Source organism: Paenibacillus sp. CR_12 (genome assembly GCF_041953985.1).
In the GTDB taxonomy this organism is placed as follows: Bacteria; Bacillota; Bacilli; order Paenibacillales; family Paenibacillaceae; genus Paenibacillus_AQ; species Paenibacillus_AQ lautus_A.
The window spans coordinates 661,763-681,651 of record NZ_JAVFHO010000005.1; the positions used below are offsets into that span (position 1 = coordinate 661,763).

The following is a 19,889-nucleotide window of genomic DNA, read 5'->3' on the forward strand; positions in this document are numbered from 1 at the left end:
ATATGGGCTCTTACTTAAATGTTTTCCGTAAATGGCCGGAAACTATCATCCGGTTGTGCTTTCGTTTCACATACGCTATCCATTTGACGTGCATAACGGCTCACGGTGGATGGGGAAATCCCGTAACGGACAGCCACCTGTTCATAAGTCAGGGTACGTCCGCGCTTCTTGGCCGTCAGATATTCCAATGCCGCTGCCCAGCCCTCGACATTCCGAATGTTCGGAATATCCGGGTACAGCCGGCTCAGGAATTCGGACCAGAGATTCTCCATCTCTTTTTTCCAAAAGGCGTCAACCCGCATGTCCATGGTTTGCTCGGCCTTCTCCAGCACCGCCTTCCAGGAAGGCAGCCAATCCGGCAGCACCTCGCGGGTCTTGCCCCCGGATAAATCGCGATCGTCGCGACGCTCCTTCAACCGATTGCTTGCGGCCTCCATCTGCTGGAGCACCAGGCGGGCGGCATCCTTCAGCTCCGCGTCCTCTCCCGGTTCCTGCAGGAACGATTGCAGCGCATGCTGCACCTCTTCATCGGCGATCAATTCCAGTGTCCGGATCACCTGCAGCTTGGTCTGGGGATCGCCATGCCGGAGCGCCCAGAAGAACGATGAACGAATCAGCGGATTCTGCTTCGCTTCCTCCGTCAGTTTATCGCCGTCATGCTCCCAGCGTTTGAACTGCTCTTCGAACGGAAGGTGATAGTGGTAACTCACTTTCATCTGATCGGTACCGGTTTCTTTACGCTTTTGCAGCTGGGCCAAATAGAAATCCGGAATCACCGAATCTCCGTCCAGCTTCAGCGCCTGCCGCCAATATTTCTCGGCCTTGTCGTAATAACCGCTGTTGCAGGCCGCAACGGCCGTATAATGATACAGGCTTGGATCTCCGTTAAACTCATCCTCTTTCAGCAATCGGCGAAAATGACCGTAGGCAATTTCGTGCTGCCCCAATATGCCCATCGTCGTAGCAAGCTTAAACACATGCTCCAGATGAAACGGAACCGTTACCGTTAGCATGTCCATCAATCGGTCGCGCTGCTCCTGATTTCCCTCATGCTGAAAGAAGATGGCCAGATTGCATAAACCGTGCAGATTGCCCGGCTCCTGATCCAGCACCTCGCCAATGGTGCGCTTCGCGGTATCGAAACGTCCCATATAGTAGTAAGCCAGGGCCAAATTGTTGCGCGCAGCCAGAAAATCCGGATTATCCTTGACGATTTCCTCTAACAGCTTGACCGCTTGGGCGAATTTCCCTTCCTCCAGCAGTGCCCGGGCATGCTCATGTTCGACCACGCCTTCGCGGCTCTTGATCCGGTTCAGCTTGGCAGGACGATTCAACTCGTAATGGAGCAGCTCCATCATTTCCTCGGCCTCATCCAGAAATTGACCGTTAGGATCTTCCTCCAGATAGGTGACAAGCGCTTCTTCCGCCTTCTCAAACTGTTCCATATTGGCATAATTGTTCGCCATATAGAAATAGCATTCCGTCATCAACGGGTCAACCTGCTCCAGAATATGAGCCAGCACATCGTTGGAAGCTTTATAATCTCCCGTCTCTGATAATATACCCGCCATATTGCAATGATTCACCGGATTATCGGGTTCATATTCAACAGCTTTGCGAAAATATTTCAGAGCCTTGTCATATTGGTAACGATCTAGCGAACGAACCGCGCGATCGAAGAAGAAATTTGCATTCATTTCGATAGATATAACATTGTGGGGGTCACTGGACCCATATGGATGACCATTCACGAAAAGCAAGGCACCTCCTTTAACTTGCTCCTCTATCCACAACAGTATAACACAAGTTACGACGTCATTTGCAGAAAAAAGACACCAGTTTACACACCGGCGTCTTTGAATAAAGTGGCGATCGATCCGCCCTCGATGATAATGTGAGTGGCCTGGGCCAGCATAGGCGCAACAGACAGCACCTTTAACCGCATCTTGCAGTGATGGTCCGGGAGCACGATGGAGTCCGTGACCACGATCTCCTCGATATGAGCATGGTCGAGACGGTCAAGTGCTTCACCGGAGAACAGGCCATGGGTCGCGCACACAATGGCATCATTGGCCCCCCGTTCCTTTAAGCTTTCCACCACCTGCACGATGGTGGTTCCCGTGTCAATCAAGTCTTCGATAATAATCGGCGTGCGTCCCGCCACGTCCCCAATGACATGGGTTATAACCGCTTCGTTATGGGCAGGACGCTGCTTGACCATCATGGCAAACGGCGATCCTAGGCGGCTCGAAAGCTTCTCGGCCGTCTTCGCCCGTCCGGCATCGGGAGAAACGATAACCGGATTCTCGATATTCTTGGACTTCAGATACTCCGTAATCAAATCCAGCGCGGTCAGATGATCCACCGGTATATTGAAGAACCCCTGGATGGCAGGTGCATGCAGATCAATGGTTATCACGCGGTTGGCACCGGCTGTGGTCAGCACGTCGGCTACCATTTTGGCCGATATCGGCTCTCGCGGCGCGGCCTTTCGTTCCTGTCTGGCATAACCGTAATACGGAACAATGATGTTGATCGTTCTGGCGGAAGCACGCTTGGCGGCATCGATCATCACGAGCAGCTCTACGAACATTTCGTTGATAGGGTGAGAAAAGGACTGCAGCAGAAAAACGTCGCAATTGCGGATGCTTTCTTCATAGTGGACATAAACCTCGCCGCTTTGAAAGCGGGAAATCTTGATCTTTCCCAATTCAACGCCCAACTGCTGGCTGATGCTGGCGGCAAGCGCCGGATTGGAAGTTCCGGCGAACAATCGTAATGAACGATACATGAGGACCTCCTGACGAGAGTGGTTAGTAGTCGGCCGATGCAACGATGGATTGAAAGCGTTATCGTCAAATCAGGCCGTTCCCGCCTCCGCAACCCGTCGAGGGTAGTCTGGAGGGGAAAACAGCCGTCTGCAATGAACCTGTTTGCAATTAGTGCTTGTCTTTATTATACATCGTTTCCTTCCACATTCCAAAGCACCATCTCCCGCTTCCGGTTACGGAAGGTCGCAAGCTCCCGAACGCCAAGCTCCGACAACAGTGCCCGGGCCTGATCCAGATGCTCGCCAAGCTTCATGGGCTGATGAGCATCCGACCCTAAAGTCAACGGAATGCCCAGCTTGATCGCTTCCTCCAGCATTCGCCGGCTTGGAAACATCTCCTCGCAGGCCTTCGATAAACCGGATGCGTTCAGCTCCATCGCCTTCCCGCTCCGGGCCACGGCCGCAAGCGCTGCTTGCTCCAATGCGATCACGTCCGGCTTCTGTTCGGGGCCCGGCCCATAACCGAACCGCTTGATCACGTCCAGATGGCCCATGATATCGTAGAAGCCGGTTGCGGCAGCCTTCTGCACCGCATCATAATATTGTCGATAGACTTCAAGCGGATCCTTGCCCTCCCAGCCTTGAGTCTGACGGTAATCCGTAATATCCCATTCACCAAGAAAATGAACGGAGCCAATGACATAATCCCATGGATAGTCTTTCACGATCGGCTCGATCTGTTCTTCGTATCCCTCAATATAGTCGCCTTCAAGACCGATCCGAATGTCAATCTGCCCTCTGTAGCGTTCCTTCAGCTGCAGGCATTCTTCCACGTAACGCGGCAGCTCATCCATCGGCATGGCCATCTCCGGATAATACGTTTCCGGGTTGACGTGAATCAACGGCATATGATCCGACAAGCCCAATTGATCCATCCCGAGTTCAATGGCGCGTCGTACGTACTCCTCCAGCTGCCCCTCAGCATGCCCGCACCGGGAATGGTGGGTATGGTAATCAATATGCATCGAGCAGGCCTCCTAATCGCGGCGCGGCCGTTCATGGCGGCGGCTCAGCTCATCCATGATCTCATCCAGCGGGAGCTTTCGCTCCTGGAGAAGCACCAGCAGGTGATAGATCAGATCGCTGATTTCAAGCTTAAGCTCGGCATTGTCTTTATTTTTGGCGGCGATGATCGTTTCCGAAGCTTCTTCGCCCACCTTCTTAAGGATTTTGTCCACGCCTTTATCGAACAAGTAGGTCGTATAGGCCCCTTCCGGCCGTTCCACTTCACGCTGGGCAATGACCTCTTCCAGCTCGGCAAGTACCGCGAAGCGCTCGCCGGACGCAGCCGTCCCCTCGCTCGCAGGCTCGCTCTCCTGCCCTTGAACGGTAATCTCATTGTGGAAGCAGGTCGTTTGTCCGGTATGACAGGCAGGTCCATTCGGATTCACCTGCAGCAAGAGGGTGTCTCCGTCGCAATCGTATGTCATCGATACCACGCTCTGTACATTTCCGGAAGTTGCCCCCTTATGCCACAGCTCTTCGCGCGAACGGCTCCAGAACCAAGTCTCGCCGCTCTCCAGCGTCAATCGCAGCGATTCCCGGTTCATATAAGCCATCATCAGCACCTGCTTGCTCTCTGCATCCTGTACAATCGCCGGCACCAGGCCCGCGGCATCCCAACGGATATGCTCGCTGACCTGCTCCAGGGATAAATCTTTCAACATATCTTCGCTCACCGTATATCCACTCCTTTTTGGCTAAGCTGCAACTTGAGATGAGGGATCGAGATCTCTTTATAGTGGAAAATCGTGGCGGCAAGACCCGCATCCGCCTTGCCCTGAGTGAATACGTCATAGAAGTGATCCTCTTTGCCGGCGCCGCCGGACGCAATGACCGGGATCTGAACGGTCGAGGCGACGGCCGATGTCAGCGGCAGATCGAAGCCGTCCTTCGTTCCGTCCGCATCCATGCTGGTCAACAGAATCTCGCCCGCACCCAGGCTTTCCGCCTGCTTCACCCAATCAAGCGCTTTGATACCGGACGGCGTACGTCCGCCGTGCGTGTACACTTCCCATTCTCCCCACGCATCGTTGTACTTGGCGTCAATCGCCACGACGATGCATTGGGACCCGAATTTGCGCGCCCCGGCGGAGATGAGCTCCGGCTGCTTGACCGCCGCTGTATTCATTCCGATTTTATCCGCGCCCGCCCGCAGAATCCGCTTCATGTCCTCCACGGACGAAATGCCTCCGCCCACGGTAAAAGGAATGGCGATTTCCCCTGCCGTTCTCCGAACGACTTCTTCCATCGTCGCCCGGCCTTCGACCGAAGCCGATATATCCAAAAAGACAAGCTCATCTGCGCCTTCCCGGTCGTAGAGCGCCGCCAATTCCACGGGATCGCCCGCATCGCGGAGATTCACAAAGTTTACGCCCTTCACCACTCGGCCGTCCTTCACGTCCAGACAAGGTATGATCCGTTTTGCCAGCATGCCTTTCCCCTCTTCCCCTATGTGAACTCTATCGATCCATGATGATTCGAACAGACACTGGTTCAAATCCTCATTGGATTCGCGTAATAGCCTCTTTCAGATCAATATTGCCTGTATACAGCGCCTTGCCCACGATCGCTCCGCCTACACCGTCCCCGCTGTGCGCGCTGAGCGCCAGCAGATCGTCCAGCTTCGTCACGCCGCCCGAAGCGATGACCGAGCGGCCGCTGGCTTTGGCCAGCGAGACAATCGCCTCTACGTTTGGTCCTTGCATCATTCCGTCGCGGGAAATGTCGGTGAAGATGAAGGTTTCCGCTCCTTTGGCCGCTAATTCTTTTGCCAACACCTCGGCTTGAACCTCCGACGTTTCCAGCCAGCCTCTCGTTGCGACGTATCCGTTGCGCGCGTCGATGCCGATGGCCACCTTATCCCCGTATTTGCCCAGCACCTCTTCCGTAAAGACGCGGTCTTCGATCGCTGCCGTGCCGATGATAACCCGGCTGACGCCGAGCGACAGCAGCCGCTCCACATCCGCCAGCGTGCGCAGGCCTCCGCCTACTTGAACCGGAACCTGGACGCTGGATGCAATCTTCCCGATAATGTCGTCGTTCACCGGCTGACCTGCCTTCGCGCCGTCCAAATCCACGAGATGAATAAATGTGCCGCCCTGCTCTTCCCATGATTTGGCTACCTCGAGCGGATTGTCATTGTACACCGTTTCTTGATTATAATCGCCTTGGACCAGCCTGACGCATTTGCCGCCGCGAATATCGATTGCCGGATATATGATAAAAGAGGACATCCCCATTCCCACTTTCCAATTGGTCTATTCGTTCGCCTTACGTTAAAGCCAAAAAATTGCGAAGCAGGCTCATACCAAGCTCCCCGCTCTTCTCGGGATGGAACTGCATGCCGTAAACCGAACCGCGGCCCACGATGGCCGTTACTGGCTGACCGTAATCGGTAACCGCCAGCAAATCAGCCTGAACCTCAGGAAGAACATGATACGAGTGGACAAAATACACATGACCTTCCTCAAGTCCCGCAAACAGCGGGTGCTCCCGCTTCTCGAACTGCAATGAATTCCAGCCCATATGCGGCACCTTGTAGTCCCCACCCGCAAACCGTACAACCGATCCGGGCAGTATATCCAGCCCTTCATACTTGCCATGCTCCTCGCTCCGGCTGAACAAGAGCTGCATGCCGAGGCAGATCCCCAGCAGCGGTTTTCCCGACTCTGCAGCTTCCTTCATGACCGAGTCCAGCGAGGCTTCGCGGAGCTGCTCCATGGCATCTCCGAATGCGCCGACTCCGGGCAGAATGATGCCATCCGCCGCCAGAAGCTCCTCCCGCTCCCCCGTAACGAGCGGCTGATACCCAAGCCGCTCTACCGCTTTGCTCACGCTGTGCAGATTGCCCATGCCGTAATCCACGATTGCAATGGCCATCGTTTAGAGCACTCCCTTCGTGGACGGTACGCCGGTCACCCGCGGATCCACGGTGGTCGCCTCATCCAATGCACGGCCGAGCGCCTTAAACACCGCTTCAATCATATGATGGGTATTGTGTCCGTAATGAACGATGACATGCAGCGTGATCCGGGCTTCCAGCGCCAATTTCCACAGAAATTCATGGACAAGCTCGGTATGAAAAGAGCCCACCTGCTGCGAAGGATACTCCGCCCGGTACTCAAAATGCGGGCGGTTGCTGATATCCACAATAACTTGAGCAAGCGCCTCATCCATCGGCACAAACACGCTGGCATAACGTTTGATGCCTTTTTTATCGCCCAGCGCTTCGCGGAACGTCTGCCCTAAGCAGATCCCGATATCCTCCACCGTGTGGTGGTCATCGATCTCGATATCGCCCTTTGCATCGACGCGAAGATCAAACTGGCCATGCTTCGTGAACAAATCAAGCATATGATTCAGAAACGGTACATCGGTCTCCAATTCCGAAATTCCGGTCCCATCGACATTGAAATCCAGGACAATGTCGGTCTCATTGGTTTTGCGGCTCACGCCGGCTGATCTTGCTGCTGCATCCAAACTGCTCACGTGGATTGCCTCCTCTATACGGAATATTTATGATGAACAAATGATTCTTCCTCTGGTCTGATTTCTTATCGTTCTTGTTCAAGCCGGATTTCGATCGCCCGGGCATGGCCCTCAAGCCCTTCGCGCCGGGCCAGCTCCATGATCTGCTCGCCGTCGCGCAGCAGCGCTTCTTTACTGTAGTAGATCAAGCTCGATTTTTTAATGAAATCGTCCAGATCCACTGGCGATGCGAACCGTGCCGTCCCATTCGTCGGAATGATATGGTTCGGTCCTGCAAAATAATCGCCTACCGGCTCCGAGCTGTACGGTCCCAGGAAGATCGCGCCTGCGTTCTCGATCTGGCCCACGATCGCCATCGGCTCCTCCGTCACGATTTCCAGATGCTCCGGCGCTAAACGGTTAATGACTTCAATCCCTTCCTGAAGGGATTCCGTGACAATCACCGCGCCATAGCTGTCCACGGAAGCACGGGCGATGTCCCGCCGCGGCAGCAGCTCAAGCTGCCGCTCTACTTCGGCGGCAACGGCCTCGCCCAGCTTTCGGGAAGGCGTCACGAGAATGGCCGATGCCATCTCGTCATGCTCAGCTTGGGAAAGCAGATCCGCTGCAATATACGAAGCATCTGCATGTTCATCGGCCAATACCGCAATCTCGCTTGGACCGGCCAGGCTGTCAATATTGACTGCGCCGTACACTTCACGTTTGGCCAGGGCAACGTAAATATTGCCGGGCCCGCAAATCTTATCCACGGGGGAAATGGTATCCGTGCCGTAGGCCAATGCCGCAATGGCTTGTGCTCCTCCTACGCGGTAGATTTCCGTAACGCCTGCCTCCGCTGCAGCCACCAGAATATAGGGATTGATTCCGTCCTTCCCGCCGGTTGCCGGGGGAGTGACCATGACGATTTCGGGCACGCCTGCCACTTGGGCCGGGATCACGTTCATCAGCACGGATGAAGGATAGGCTGCCTTTCCACCGGGCACATAGACACCGACGCGTTTCAACGGACGAATGATTTGTCCCAAGATGCTGCCGTCCGGCTGTAGATCCATCCAGGAATTCCGCTTCTGCTTCACATGAAATGCGCGAATGTTGTCTGCCGCGGCTTGTATCGCCTTCACGAACGAAGGCTCCACATGATCATAAGCTGCCTTGAGCTCCTCATCCGTTACGCGAAGCTGACCTGCGGTCAGACGGACACGGTCCAATTGTTCGGTATGCCGCAGCAAGGCGGCATCTCCTTCGGACCGAATATCCCGCACAATCGCCTTCACGACTTCATTCTGCTCTGGTGTGCCGTAATCATTTTCCCGTTTCAGCTCAAAGTCCCGTGCTGACACTACCTTCATCTAATCTCCCCCAATCCCGCTCCATCATGTTACATGCATAGCGTTTCTTAATGAATGAAGGATGATCCGTTCGATCATCCATGCTCATCCAGTTGGTGCCTTATTTCTTAGCGCTAAATATTCGCTCCCTCAGACATAATGACCGTTTGCAGCCGATCGCACAATGCCTGAATTTCATCATTCTTCATCCGATAACTGACGCGATTGGCAATCAGGCGGCTTGTAATTTCAAAGATGCTGGTCATCTCTACAAGTCCGTTCTCTTTAAGCGTTTGGCCTGTTTCCACCATATCCACGATCCGGTCTGCCAAGCCGATGAGCGGTGCAAGCTCGATGGAACCGTTCAGTTTAACCACTTCAACCTGCTGGCCCTGCTCACGGAAATACTGTGAAGCCACGTTCGGATATTTGGTGGCAACCCGCTGCCTGATGCCCGGCTTCCAGTCCGGCAAGCCGATGACCGACATCCTGCACCGCGCAATGCCGAGATCAAGCAGCTCATAAACGTCCTTGTTCTCTTCCATCAGCACGTCCTTGCCGACGATACCGATATCCGCCACGCCGTATTCCACATAAGTCGGCACATCCACCGGCTTCGCCAGGATAAATTCCATTCCTGCCTCCGGCAAGGGAATGACCAGCTTGCGCGTCTCATCCACGTCGAGGGGTATCGGAAGTCCGGCTGAACGGAACAGCGCGGATGCTTTTTTATATATGCGCCCTTTGGGCATCGCTACTTTCAACGTTTCCGCCACGTTCGAATCCTCCTGACCTTAAACTTATATGATAATCGTATAGATCCGCTTCCTATCGAAGGGTAATGACCTCTCGGTATCCTCTATTGAGCAGACTGCCGGATACAACGGGTACCTCGGCATCTCGGGCATTAGCCGAATCCGGTATGATCGAAGTGATGACGGAATGTCCCTGCGCCCGAAGTTCTGAGGCTCTAGCCAGTCCTTCCTTTCGATGGGAAGCCGTGTACCGGATCAGAATGGGCAATTCCTCGACAATCTCCTCTCCTTGCACCCCATCGAGAATGCGATTGGTCTTGAGTGCAAATCCTGTTGCCGGAACGGCACGGCCAAACTGCCGAAGCAGCTTGTCGTAACGACCGCCGCTTGCGACGGGAGAGCCCAGCTCCGCAGCGTAACCCTCGAACGTCATTCCCGTGTAATAGGAGAAGTCTCCGAGCATCGTCAAGTCAAACAGAACATGTCTGGAGACGTCGTAAGCCTCAAGCACTTCCCATACCTTGCTCAGATGCTCGATAGAAGCTCTCGCGAGTTCATTGCTGCTAATCTCGAGAGCTTGCCCGGCAATCTCCCTGCCTCCACGCAGCTTCAGGATTCCCTCCAGCTGGTCCTGCTGTACCTCCGTCAGGCTCAGGCTGGCAATGGTGTTGCGGTATCCGACGTAGTCGCGGTTCAGCAAATCCTGCTTCAGGCTCTCCTGATCCTCCGTCCGATCCGGCAGCACTTCTTGAAGCAGGCCATTCAGATAACCCATATGACCCATCGCGATTTTGAATTTCTCCACGCCTGCCGCCTTCAGAGATTCGATGGCCAGCGCAATCACTTCGGCATCGGCTTCCGGCGTATCATCGCCCACAAGCTCGACGCCGGTCTGGAAGAATTCCGCTTCCCGCCCCGCTTCCTCCTCAATGGCGCGAAATACATTGGCATGGTAAGACAAACGCACCGGAAGCGGCTCATCCTTCAGCAGCGAGGACATGACCCGCGCTATGGGAGCGGTCAGATCGGAACGCAGCACCATCGTCGTTCCGCGTTTATTCAATAGTTTAAACAGCTTCTGGTCCGACGTAGAGCTTGCCACGCCTACCGTATCGTAATATTCCATCGTTGGTGTCATAATCTGCCGGTAACCCCAGCGGTCCATGCATGCAAGCACTTCGCGTTCAATCCGACGCAGCTTGGTGACCGCATGAGGAAGATAATCACGAACACCTGCCGGTTTCTCGAAGCCTTTCGGTTTAGACATGACGCTCCACCTCAAATTCAGTAAAAGTCTTTAATATGGTAAAGTGGTACCTTGCTAATAAATTAAAGGATATTGGCTATATTACCATGAATCCTGCCTGATCGTCAATGCATACGCATGCGTTCTGCTATGTATCGTTCTCTGTCGTTACCCGCCTTACGCATCAATAGATCCGTCTAACTTCTGGGTATAATTGTAACACAAGAACGGACCAGCGTGGCTTGCTTGTCTAATTGGCTGAACCCCTGCATGGATCCGGATGGCGCCAATAAAAAAACCGCCCGGCAGCCCGGACGGCTTTGCTTCATGATGAAGGATAAGAAGTTTTAACATTAGGCCTGATGTTCCTATAGATCGACCGATTTCTTGCTGTCGCCCGTAACGGTGTCTTTTCTCTGCGATGGTGTCGCAGGTGCTTTCGAGGATGGCTTCAATGATCGAGGAACGCTGCCCAGCAGCATCCACGACCCTGGAATCCACCGGAACACCGTCTGCACCACTAACGCACTGACGATCAATGCCGTTACCATCCCCCCGTATATCCAGATCAGATAATCATCGGTTACCGGATTCAGCTTCGGATCGAATTCCCGATACAGGAACAGCCAGAGCGGGTGCACGAGATAGATCGCGAAAGACAGCTCGCCAATCCGCGTCAGCACTTTCACGATGAGTTTCCAGCCGCTGCTATACAGCCAGCTCGCCAGCTGCATCAGCACTATCGCGGAGAACACGGTGTGCAGATTCCACAACAACTCGTACAATAGGGAATCATATTTGGCGCCATGCAATCTCTGATTGTACCAAATCTGCACATGCGTCAGCGCCATCGCGAGCCAGCCGGCCCATAACACGATCGTGCCTGCTCTTTGACCAGAGGTTTGCTTTTTCCATGATGACGTCAGCCAGCCCTTGAATTTATCGTAATTCATCGCCAGATAAGCGCCCAGCATATAGTAGGCTAAATACGAAATGGCCAAGCTGCCTTTAAACGTGTACTGCAGCTCGTATTTGTTCCAGATGATGAAACCCCATTGCAGCAGGAATCCGATCGGCACCGCCCACCTTACGAGAAACCGTGAGGATTTGAACAGCTTGAGGAAGATCGGAAACAGAATATAGAACTGCAAACTGATAAATACAAAGTATAAGTGCGTATAATTCTGCCCTCGAGCCAAGCGTTCAAAGAATAGCGGCATCTGTGCCCATAGATCAAACGAACTGTTCAGCATCCCGTTCTGATACATCCGCACAAAGAAGTAGATGATCGAGAACAACACGTACGGCAGCAAAATGTACAAGAGCCGCCGTTTGTAGAAGTTTTTGATCAAGTCCTTGGTCAGCGGCCGGTCCGCATAGTTATAGAACAGCACAAAGCTGCTTAGGAATATAAACGAGGGCGTACCGTATTTAAAGAAAATATTCAAAAAATTAATAATATAATAGAATCGCGAATCAATCGCATCCACCGTTGCAAATGAAGTCGCATGAACGTGAAGCACGCCCAGGATGGCCAGCGCACGATAGATATCGAGCTGCGGCAGCCTTTCCTTTTTGTTCAGCGTTGCACCCATGTCAGGCGTCGCCTCCTTGTTTTCGAGTTTGTTGATAGAGTCAATGTATGCGAATGGACGGGCAAAAAAGTCCCTCAAGGCCATCATACCCCGGGGACTATTGTTCGCTTTGTGTCAGGTTATCCTTTACTCATTCTACAACAATTCAGCAAGCTTGAGAACCTGACTTGTCACATTACCTCAAATTGACTCGCTTTCCGTCGATGTCCTCTTCAGCTCTCGCAATGGATTCCCGCCTACAAAAACACCTGGTGCCACATCCTTATGTACGACAGATCCGGCAGCAACGACCGCGCCGTCTCCGATCGTTACGCCAGGCAAAATCGTGGTATTCGCGCCGATGAGCACGTTCTCCCCGATCCGCACTTCACCCAAACGATATTCCTTTATTAAATACTCGTGAGCCAGAATGGTCGTGTTGTAGCCGATGACCGAATTCTCGCCGATGGTTATTTTCTCCGGAAAAAACACATCCACCATGACCATCAATCCAAACGCGGTATGCTTCCCCACTTTCATCCCGAGCATATGGCGATAGATCCAATTCTTCATAGGCAGGATAGGACAATACCGGGCGATCTGGATAAAAATGAAGTTCTTGACGCCCTTGAACGGGCTCACGGTGCGGTAGATTTGCCATAACGCGTTGGGGCCTTCTACAGGATAACGGGTAATCTTTCTGGCCATGCTGCCAAAACTCCTATTCCTCTTGAAGTCCTACGATTTCATACAGATCTCTCATATCCTTCAATATAAAATCCGGCCCGTACTCCATCAGCTTTTGCTCACCCTTGAGGGACCAAGCTACAGCGGCGGCCTTCACGCCCGCCGCCTTGGCAGACTGAATGTCCACCGGACTGTCTCCGATCATCAAAGTGGTGGCCGGATTGGCCCCCAGCTGCTCAATCGCCGTCAGAACGGGCTCCGGATGCGGTTTCGGATGCTCCACGTCGTTTACCGTAACAATCGCCGACATGAAGCGCTCCAGATCGTACTTCTCCAGCGTCATCATGGTGGAAGGACGGATCTTCGTGGTTACGATCCCGAGCGAAAGCCCGTGACGATGAAGACGTTCCACGACTTCGTTCACATGCGGGAATGGTTTGACCATGTCATCATGATGGATCGTGTTGAAAGAGCGATAGGCTTTGATAAGCGGACTGACATCCTCGACTCCCCCTGAGAAAGCCTGCAGCTGCTGTTCCAGCGTGGTTCCCATATGCGGAATGATCTGCTCTCTGGTCAACGGTCCCGGGGCCTGCGCCTCGAAAACATGCATAAACGATGAGATAATCAATTCATTCGTGTCGATAATGGTGCCGTCCAAATCAAACAGTACGGTTTCGATCATGCTGCAACTACTCCTTTTTGTCCTCCGTATCCGGTTTTATTGTCGGAGTGTCTTCTTCTGCCCGTGGTGAGGATTTGACTTCTGTCTCCTCTGCTTGGGTAACAACGTCTTTATCCGCCATTTCCTCCGGTTCTGCGGCCTGTTTATGCTGTTTAGCAGGAGCCGGCGCAGAAGACTTGACGGTTTTGTTCGTTTGAAGATCGGCTTCCGGCGTTGGACCTGCTCCGGTCTTCGTCGACACGATCGGGTCCAAATAACGCACATTGGCGCGGCCCGTCACACGGCGCACGATGATCAGCACGATGCCTCCAATGACGATCAACACGGAAAGCAGCTGGGAGATTCGAATGTTGCCATAAGCCGGATCCAGGTGGCCCAGTTCAAAGCCCATCCATGTCATCGGTGCCCATAACGTATTGTTAATGAAATCGGCAAGTCCTGTGGCCCCTTGAAAAGCCAAGCTGTCCGTCCGCACCGCTTCAATAAAGAACCGGCCGATGGAATACCAGATGAAGTACCCGATGAAGAGTTCGCCTGCCCGCAGAAATTTCTGTCTGCGAATGATAAGCAGTATGACGATACCCAACAGGTTCCACAGCGATTCATATAAGAAGGTAGGGTGATGGAATACGCCCTGTACGTTCATTTGATTCACGATAAAATCAGGCAAATGCAGCTCTCCGCGCAAGAAAGACTCGCTGACAGGACCGCCATAGGCTTCCTGGTTAACGAAGTTACCCCAGCGTCCAATGATCTGGCCGGCCAACAAGGACGGCGCACAGATATCGGCAATTCGCCAGAAGTTGTAGCCTTTTCGGCGAACATAGATCAACGCACAGATAATGGCGCCGATCAAGGCGCCGAATATCGCAATCCCGCCATTCCATATTTTGAACACATCCAGGAAGTTATCCTTATAGTCTTCCCATTTAAAAGCTACATAATAAATACGAGCACCGATAATAGCGGAAGGAACCCCAAGCAAGAGCAAATCCATGAAAAATTCCTGCGGAATGCCAAAACGCTTCCCTTCGCGAATGGCCAACAGCAGACCTGCCAAGGCACCCAGGCCCAAAATCAAGCCATACCAATGAACACGCAGCGATCCGATGGAGAACGCCACCGGATCGATGAGCAATGTTTGCATCACTTATAACCCTCCCTAGTCCTAGTCCAAATCGTCCATATCTTCAGCAATCGTTGCCGTCAGCTTGTTCGTAAACTGCAGTGCAGCATTCAGTCCCATTTGCTTCAATCTGTAGTTCATAGCTGCCACCTCAATAATAACCGCAAGGTTACGTCCTGGACGAACCGGAATGGTGACCAGAGGGATATCCGTCTCTATAATTCGTGTTGTCTCTTCATCTAATCCCAGACGATCATACTGTTTATCCTGCTGCCAGGCCTCCAATCGAACAACAAGCGTAATCCGTTTATTATTCCGAACGGCGCCTGCACCGAATAACGTCATAACGTTAATAATACCGACCCCGCGAATCTCCAGCAGATGGCGAATCAGCTCAGGCGCTGTTCCATGCAGCTGAAAATCCGACGTCTGGCGGATCTCCACCGCGTCGTCCGCGATTAAGCGGTGTCCGCGTTTGACGAGCTCCAGAGCCGTTTCGCTTTTCCCGATACCGCTCGAGCCCGTGATCAGCATCCCCACGCCATACACATCGCACAATACCCCGTGGATGGTCGTCGTTGGCGCAAGTCTGCGTTCCAGGAAACTCGTAAATCGGCTTGTCAGAATGGTCGTCGCCATGCTGCTGCGCAGCACGGGCAAACCTCTTTCATTGCCGAGCTCCACCAGCTCTTCCGGCACTTCCAGGGAACGCGTAACCACGATGCAAGGCGTTTCTTCCGTACACAGGCTGCGCATGCGTTCTTTCCGCTCTTCCGGCTTCAGCATTCCGAAGAAAGCCAGCTCCGTGCGCCCCATAAGCTGAACCCGTTCCCGCGGATGGTATTCAAAATAACCGGCCATTTCCAATCCCGGGCGATTCAGATCGTCCGTTGTAATCTGACGTTTCAAGCCTTCCTCACCTGCGATGACCTCCAGCTGAAACTGCTGGACCAGCTCGGATACCTTCACTTTCTTGGCCATGGTCTTACCCCTCTTCTTCCATTGTATGTTGACATCACAACGCAACCGGCATGCTGCACGGCTCGTTTTGGATGATATATTTCATGATCGGTTACTTTACTAATTAAATAGGACGTCACAAGCTTTGCCGGCAGTCGGTCATGCTTCATGGAATACGCCCCAACAACCCATACGTTCAATGCTTATGTATGCCTTGCTTTGTGCTTATCTTATCGAAAAAAGCCAATGAATGCAATTCTAACCGGCTATCCGATAGCAGGACATTGGACTTATCCAGGAGTGAAGCTACGCTGCTATGGCATACTGCGACTAAAAAACAGATGTTCTATTACTAAAGATAACTCTCTTTCTATATCGACAATTGGTTGTCTGCTTTACACACTTTTACCCTAGGACCACTTCTACCGTCTGCTAGAACTGCCTGAACCCTTCGGATAAGGGCAGAAACTGCCTAGTTTTATGTCTTTTTCTCCTAAAAAAACCGCCCCTTGAGGGGCGGTTTTCAAGAGATCTCGATTGCTGAAGATTAATCTTCGAGCAATACGTTCAATTCAGACTCTTTATCAAAGATATGAACTTTGTTCATGTCGAGTGCCAATTTCACATTGTCGCCTTCGCGAGTAGTCGAACGTCCGTCTACACGGCCGATAACTGTGTCGGTGCCCAAGCCGCTGAGGTACAAGAGCATTTCGTGACCAAGGTTCTCGGTTACGTCCACTTTCGCTGTGAAGATTGTGTTCGGGGAAGCTTCCAGGAATACTGGCTCTTCATGAATATCTTCCGGACGAACACCCATGATTACTTCTTTGCCAATCATGGATTTATTTTTGAGCAATTGTGCCTTACCGCCTGGAACTTGAACGTTCAAGCCCTGGGAAGTGAAGTATACGCCACCGTTTTGCTCGGACAATTTACCGTTGATGAAGTTCATGGTTGGGGAACCAATGAAACCAGCAACGAACAGGTTGTTCGGATTATTGTACAGCTGCTCTGGAGAATCCGCTTGTTGAATGATGCCATCCTGCATAACAACGATACGGTCACCCATCGTCATAGCTTCTGTTTGGTCATGCGTTACATAGATACAAGTGGTTTCAAGACGCTTCACCAGCTTAGTAATTTCAGCACGCATCTGACCGCGGAGTTTCGCATCCAAGTTGGAAAGCGGCTCATCCATCAAGAAGACTTGTGGATCACGGACAATCGCACGGCCCAAGGCAACACGCTGACGCTGACCACCGGAAAGAGCTTTCGGTTTACGCTCGAGCAAATGCTCGATATCCAGGATTTTCGCTGCTTCACGTACACGCTTATCGATTTCGTCTTTCTTCACTTTACGGAGTTTCAAACCGAATGCCATGTTCTGATATACGTTCATATGCGGATACAAGGCGTAGGATTGGAATACCATCGCGATGTCACGATCTTTAGGTGCTACATCGTTAACAACGCGGTCGCCAATGTAAAGTTTACCCTCGGAAATTTCCTCAAGACCTGCGATCATACGAAGTGTCGTAGACTTACCGCAACCGGAAGGACCTACCAATACCAAGAATTCTTTATCTTTAATATCCAAATTAACGTCAATTACAGTTGCTTTATCCGCACCTGCATACTTTTTGTAAATATGCTCTAAGCGTACACCAGCCATGTGCATTTGCCCCCTCATATGAATGTTATGAAATCGAATACAATTAATTTATAATCTTATATTACCCCATAGGCACCTGACTTGCTATACACAATCTGCACAAAAAACCTATTTCCTTTTCGTCACTTTATACAATAGAAGCGTTATTTTCACCAATACCGCGTCACTGAAGCTGCGAACGTCAAGCCCCGTCTCCTGTTTGATCTTATCCAGTCGGTACAGCAGCGTATTTCGGTGAATATACAGGTGTTTGGCCGTCTCGCTCACATTGCAGTCCAATTCAAAAAAAGACTCCAGCGTCGATAAAGTCTCACTGTCCTCGAATAAGTCGGTATGTCCGGCAGCGTACTCCCGCAGGAATTGATTCCGTTGATACTCAGGAATGCTGTAGACCAGACGTTCCAGATGAAGACCGGTCGACAGATGAATATGCTCCTTGACCTGAAAAGTACGCCCGATGGTCATGGTCTCTCGCAGCATGCCAACCGTCTGCGGCAAAGCATGAAGCGCATTGACTGCCGGGATCGCCGAAATATGAAAATCGCCCACCCATTCCGTTGAAATGAGCTCGTACAGCCCCATACAGAATAAGGACAGCAAATCCTGATCGGCTTCCGAGGATGCTTCCTCTTTATCATCCGTCGTTATGCCGCCCAACAGCTCTTGATTGGCAAGGATAATCCATTCCTTATCCAGCAGCGGCACAAGAACGATATCCCCGTCAAAATAACTGCGCAACAACCGCAGCAGCGCTTTATAACTTGGCGTGGGAGCATGCTCGCTCTCATGAATGAGTAGAAAGGGGACCATTTCCTCCGTCAAGCTTGTCCGAATCAGCATCTCATCCGGCAGTTCAGCAAGCAGCTCGCCGGCTTGAAGGCGCTCTTTCAACCAACCGCCCAACTGCTGGGCGCGCCGTTCTTCTTCAACCTTGGCTGCATTCTTTGACATCGCGCCTGAAGGCGCTTCCTGAAGGTTCGCCAATAAAAGAGCGACAAGCCCAATCTCCGACTCCGTCAAAGCATTGGAATCCGCCACGAGTACTCGGCTCAGATCCTGTTGATTAACGGGAAACCAAATCTCACCAAGCTCCTTATGCACATAAGCACCATCAACCATTCGTGTTGTGTTTGAGCTTGCTTTTTCCCCATGGCGATTTGAACTTGCAGCACTTTCTTCTCGACCTAATCGGTCACCGTATCGCGAAGTGATCGCCATCGATTCCGTGAGCCATAGCGATTCCTGCTCATTCAATGTTTTTAAGCCGAGTGAGGTACCCAAGGTCTGCTCCAGTTTCTGAACGATATGCTCCATCTCCACCATTGATGACTCCACCACTTTATCGTTTTTTCTTATTTTAGCATATCATCCTGCACAAACGACAATTCCTTCTCTTTAAGTCCGTGTGCTTTGGGAAATAGTTCAGTAAAAACAACACAAAAAGAGCCGTCAACAACGTTGACGACCCTTTCGGATGAGCCATGAAGGACTCGAACCTTCGACACCCTGATTAAAAGTCAGGTGCTCTACCAACTGAGCTAATGGCTCTTATTACTGGTGGAGGATGATGGATTCGAACCACCGAACTCGGACGAGAACAGATTTACAGTCTGCTGCGTTTGGCCACTTCGCTAATCCTCCAAAATATAAAGGTGGCTCGGGACGGAATCGAACCGCCGACACGAGGATTTTCAGTCCTCTGCTCTACCGACTGAGCTACCGAGCCAAACATGAATAACATTAAAATAAAGTGCGGAGTGCAACACTTCCCACTTTAATCTGTGGAAAACCGACCATTTTTATTCCTTAGGAGTAATAATGGCGGAACTGACGGAATACTCTCTCTTCGTTCGAGACTGCGAAGTCTGTGCTAACGAGGATATGCTCCGACGAACCCGGTTATGGATTCTCATCCCTGAAGCTTGTAAATAATGGCGGAACTGACGGGATTCGAACCCGCGATCTCCTGCGTGACAGGCAGGCATGTTAGGCCTCTACACCACAGTTCCGCATTATTAAAGATGGTGCCGGCGAGAGGACTTGAACCCCCAACCTACTGATTACAAGTCAGTTGCTCTACCAATTGAGCTACACCGGCATGGTAAGGTAATAAAAAAATACATGGTGGAGGCTGAGGGGATCGAACCCCCGACCCTCTGCTTGTAAGGCAGATGCTCTCCCAGCTGAGCTAAGCCTCCAGGTATGTATGGTAGCGGCGGAGGGGATCGAACCCCCGACCTCACGGGTATGAACCGTACGCTCTAGCCAGCTGAGCTACACCGCCATATAAACCTTATTGCATCCAAGTTATTCAAATGGCGGAGAGAGAGGGATTCGAACCCTCGCACCGCTTACGCAGTCTAACCCCTTAGCAGAGGGTCCCCTTATAGCCACTTGGGTATCTCTCCATCATAACTTGTATGCAGTTACAGAGATTGATTCCCTGAAAACTAGATACGAAACGAATTTGCAGCTCATTGAAATATATTTTGGATAAGCCCTCGACCGATTAGTATTGGTCAGCTCCATGCATTA

Annotated in this window: 18 protein-coding genes and 8 tRNA genes; all 26 read right to left on the minus strand. The window is 52.0% G+C overall.

All coding sequences use genetic code 11. From position 1 onward, the window contains the following. Positions 1-14 precede the first annotated feature (14 nt). The 26 genes from RB297_RS21605 to RB297_RS21730 all read right to left on the minus strand — a co-directional run bounded on the left by RB297_RS21605 (position 15) and on the right by RB297_RS21730 (position 19,762). The gene (locus tag RB297_RS21605; RefSeq protein ID WP_251500858.1) at positions 15-1,697 is read right to left on the minus strand and encodes a tetratricopeptide repeat protein; all 1,683 of its coding nucleotides are present in this window, start codon (positions 1,695-1,697) and stop codon (positions 15-17) included. 143 nt (positions 1,698-1,840) lie between these two features. Continuing rightward, positions 1,841-2,791 (minus strand): ribose-phosphate diphosphokinase, encoded by a 951-nt coding sequence (locus tag RB297_RS21610; protein ID WP_012818404.1) that lies wholly within the window; start codon positions 2,789-2,791, stop codon positions 1,841-1,843. 164 nt (positions 2,792-2,955) lie between these two features. Then, positions 2,956-3,795 (minus strand): histidinol-phosphatase HisJ, encoded by an 840-nt coding sequence (gene hisJ / locus RB297_RS21615; protein WP_375121398.1) that lies wholly within the window; start codon positions 3,793-3,795, stop codon positions 2,956-2,958. A 12-nt stretch (positions 3,796-3,807) separates the two neighbouring features. After that, a complete protein-coding gene (gene hisIE, locus RB297_RS21620; RefSeq protein WP_375121399.1) occupies positions 3,808-4,509 on the minus strand; it encodes a bifunctional phosphoribosyl-AMP cyclohydrolase/phosphoribosyl-ATP diphosphatase HisIE in 702 nt (233 codons plus the stop codon). Then, on the minus strand, positions 4,506-5,264 hold the full coding sequence (gene hisF, locus RB297_RS21625; RefSeq protein ID WP_096777122.1) for an imidazole glycerol phosphate synthase subunit HisF: 759 nt from the start codon (positions 5,262-5,264) through the stop codon (positions 4,506-4,508). The genes hisIE and hisF overlap by 4 nt, the downstream gene beginning before the upstream one ends. Before the next feature lie 70 nt (positions 5,265-5,334). Next, on the minus strand, positions 5,335-6,066 hold the full coding sequence (gene hisA / locus RB297_RS21630; RefSeq protein ID WP_175320827.1) for a 1-(5-phosphoribosyl)-5-[(5-phosphoribosylamino)methylideneamino]imidazole-4-carboxamide isomerase: 732 nt from the start codon (positions 6,064-6,066) through the stop codon (positions 5,335-5,337). 37 nt (positions 6,067-6,103) lie between these two features. Beyond that, positions 6,104-6,712: an imidazole glycerol phosphate synthase subunit HisH gene (gene hisH / locus RB297_RS21635; RefSeq protein ID WP_090910390.1), complete on the minus strand. Its 609-nt coding sequence runs from the start codon at positions 6,710-6,712 to the stop codon at positions 6,104-6,106. Between the two features lie 3 nt (positions 6,713-6,715). Then, a complete protein-coding gene (gene hisB, locus RB297_RS21640) occupies positions 6,716-7,321 on the minus strand; it encodes an imidazoleglycerol-phosphate dehydratase HisB (RefSeq protein ID WP_375121400.1) in 606 nt (201 codons plus the stop codon). Between the two features lie 65 nt (positions 7,322-7,386). Then, positions 7,387-8,670, minus strand: a complete 1,284-nt coding sequence (gene hisD / locus RB297_RS21645) for a histidinol dehydrogenase (RefSeq protein WP_192570115.1) — start codon at positions 8,668-8,670, stop codon at positions 7,387-7,389. A 113-nt stretch (positions 8,671-8,783) separates the two neighbouring features. After that, positions 8,784-9,425, minus strand: a complete 642-nt coding sequence (hisG, locus tag RB297_RS21650; RefSeq protein WP_012818397.1) for an ATP phosphoribosyltransferase — start codon at positions 9,423-9,425, stop codon at positions 8,784-8,786. 52 nt (positions 9,426-9,477) lie between these two features. Continuing rightward, positions 9,478-10,671, minus strand: a complete 1,194-nt coding sequence (locus RB297_RS21655) for an ATP phosphoribosyltransferase regulatory subunit (protein ID WP_277747475.1) — start codon at positions 10,669-10,671, stop codon at positions 9,478-9,480. A 347-nt stretch (positions 10,672-11,018) separates the two neighbouring features. Next, positions 11,019-12,245, minus strand: a complete 1,227-nt coding sequence (locus RB297_RS21660) for an acyltransferase (RefSeq protein WP_012818395.1) — start codon at positions 12,243-12,245, stop codon at positions 11,019-11,021. 180 nt (positions 12,246-12,425) lie between these two features. Continuing rightward, positions 12,426-12,932 (minus strand): acyltransferase, encoded by a 507-nt coding sequence (locus tag RB297_RS21665; protein WP_096777118.1) that lies wholly within the window; start codon positions 12,930-12,932, stop codon positions 12,426-12,428. Positions 12,933-12,945: 13 nt separating this feature from the next. Beyond that, entirely contained in the window at positions 12,946-13,596 is a 651-nt protein-coding gene (gene ppaX / locus RB297_RS21670; RefSeq protein WP_036663929.1) for a pyrophosphatase PpaX, read from the minus strand. 7 nt (positions 13,597-13,603) lie between these two features. After that, on the minus strand, positions 13,604-14,743 hold the full coding sequence (gene lgt / locus RB297_RS21675) for a prolipoprotein diacylglyceryl transferase (protein WP_192572724.1): 1,140 nt from the start codon (positions 14,741-14,743) through the stop codon (positions 13,604-13,606). Positions 14,744-14,764: 21 nt separating this feature from the next. After that, positions 14,765-15,703, minus strand: coding sequence for an HPr(Ser) kinase/phosphatase (hprK, locus tag RB297_RS21680; protein WP_009595669.1), 939 nt, complete (start codon positions 15,701-15,703; stop codon positions 14,765-14,767). 526 nt (positions 15,704-16,229) lie between these two features. Then, positions 16,230-17,354, minus strand: coding sequence for an ABC transporter ATP-binding protein (locus RB297_RS21685; RefSeq protein ID WP_012818391.1), 1,125 nt, complete (start codon positions 17,352-17,354; stop codon positions 16,230-16,232). 108 nt (positions 17,355-17,462) lie between these two features. After that, on the minus strand, positions 17,463-18,677 hold the full coding sequence (locus RB297_RS21690; RefSeq protein WP_375121401.1) for a PucR family transcriptional regulator: 1,215 nt from the start codon (positions 18,675-18,677) through the stop codon (positions 17,463-17,465). A gap of 152 nt (positions 18,678-18,829) precedes the next feature. Then, a tRNA-Lys gene (locus tag RB297_RS21695) sits at positions 18,830-18,902 on the minus strand. Between the two features lie 7 nt (positions 18,903-18,909). Beyond that, positions 18,910-18,995 (minus strand) — tRNA-Tyr (locus RB297_RS21700). A 12-nt stretch (positions 18,996-19,007) separates the two neighbouring features. Next, positions 19,008-19,080: transfer RNA gene (locus RB297_RS21705), tRNA-Phe, on the minus strand. Positions 19,081-19,286: 206 nt separating this feature from the next. Next, positions 19,287-19,363: transfer RNA gene (locus tag RB297_RS21710), tRNA-Asp, on the minus strand. Positions 19,364-19,376: 13 nt separating this feature from the next. Next, positions 19,377-19,452: transfer RNA gene (locus tag RB297_RS21715), tRNA-Thr, on the minus strand. A 24-nt stretch (positions 19,453-19,476) separates the two neighbouring features. Next, positions 19,477-19,552: transfer RNA gene (locus RB297_RS21720), tRNA-Val, on the minus strand. Between the two features lie 9 nt (positions 19,553-19,561). Then, a tRNA-Met gene (locus RB297_RS21725) sits at positions 19,562-19,638 on the minus strand. A gap of 32 nt (positions 19,639-19,670) precedes the next feature. Beyond that, a tRNA-Ser gene (locus RB297_RS21730) sits at positions 19,671-19,762 on the minus strand. Positions 19,763-19,889 lie beyond the last annotated feature (127 nt).

Coding starts and splice junctions, on each gene's coding strand:
- RB297_RS21605 (WP_251500858.1), bottom strand. CDS start 1,697: ATGAATGCAAATTTCTTCTTCGATCGCGCGGTTCGTTCGCTAGATCGT.
- RB297_RS21610 (WP_012818404.1), bottom strand. CDS start 2,791: ATGTATCGTTCATTACGATTGTTCGCCGGAACTTCCAATCCGGCGCTT.
- hisJ (WP_375121398.1), bottom strand. CDS start 3,795: ATGCATATTGATTACCATACCCACCATTCCCGGTGCGGGCATGCTGAG.
- hisF (WP_096777122.1), bottom strand. CDS start 5,264: ATGCTGGCAAAACGGATCATACCTTGTCTGGACGTGAAGGACGGCCGA.
- hisA (WP_175320827.1), bottom strand. CDS start 6,066: ATGTCCTCTTTTATCATATATCCGGCAATCGATATTCGCGGCGGCAAA.
- hisH (WP_090910390.1), bottom strand. CDS start 6,712: ATGGCCATTGCAATCGTGGATTACGGCATGGGCAATCTGCACAGCGTG.
- hisD (WP_192570115.1), bottom strand. CDS start 8,670: ATGAAGGTAGTGTCAGCACGGGACTTTGAGCTGAAACGGGAAAATGAT.
- RB297_RS21655 (WP_277747475.1), bottom strand. CDS start 10,671: ATGTCTAAACCGAAAGGCTTCGAGAAACCGGCAGGTGTTCGTGATTAT.
- RB297_RS21660 (WP_012818395.1), bottom strand. CDS start 12,245: ATGGGTGCAACGCTGAACAAAAAGGAAAGGCTGCCGCAGCTCGATATC.
- RB297_RS21665 (WP_096777118.1), bottom strand. CDS start 12,932: ATGGCCAGAAAGATTACCCGTTATCCTGTAGAAGGCCCCAACGCGTTA.
- ppaX (WP_036663929.1), bottom strand. CDS start 13,596: ATGATCGAAACCGTACTGTTTGATTTGGACGGCACCATTATCGACACG.
- lgt (WP_192572724.1), bottom strand. CDS start 14,743: ATGCAAACATTGCTCATCGATCCGGTGGCGTTCTCCATCGGATCGCTG.
- hprK (WP_009595669.1), bottom strand. CDS start 15,703: ATGGCCAAGAAAGTGAAGGTATCCGAGCTGGTCCAGCAGTTTCAGCTG.
- RB297_RS21685 (WP_012818391.1), bottom strand. CDS start 17,354: ATGGCTGGTGTACGCTTAGAGCATATTTACAAAAAGTATGCAGGTGCG.
- RB297_RS21690 (WP_375121401.1), bottom strand. CDS start 18,677: ATGGTGGAGATGGAGCATATCGTTCAGAAACTGGAGCAGACCTTGGGT.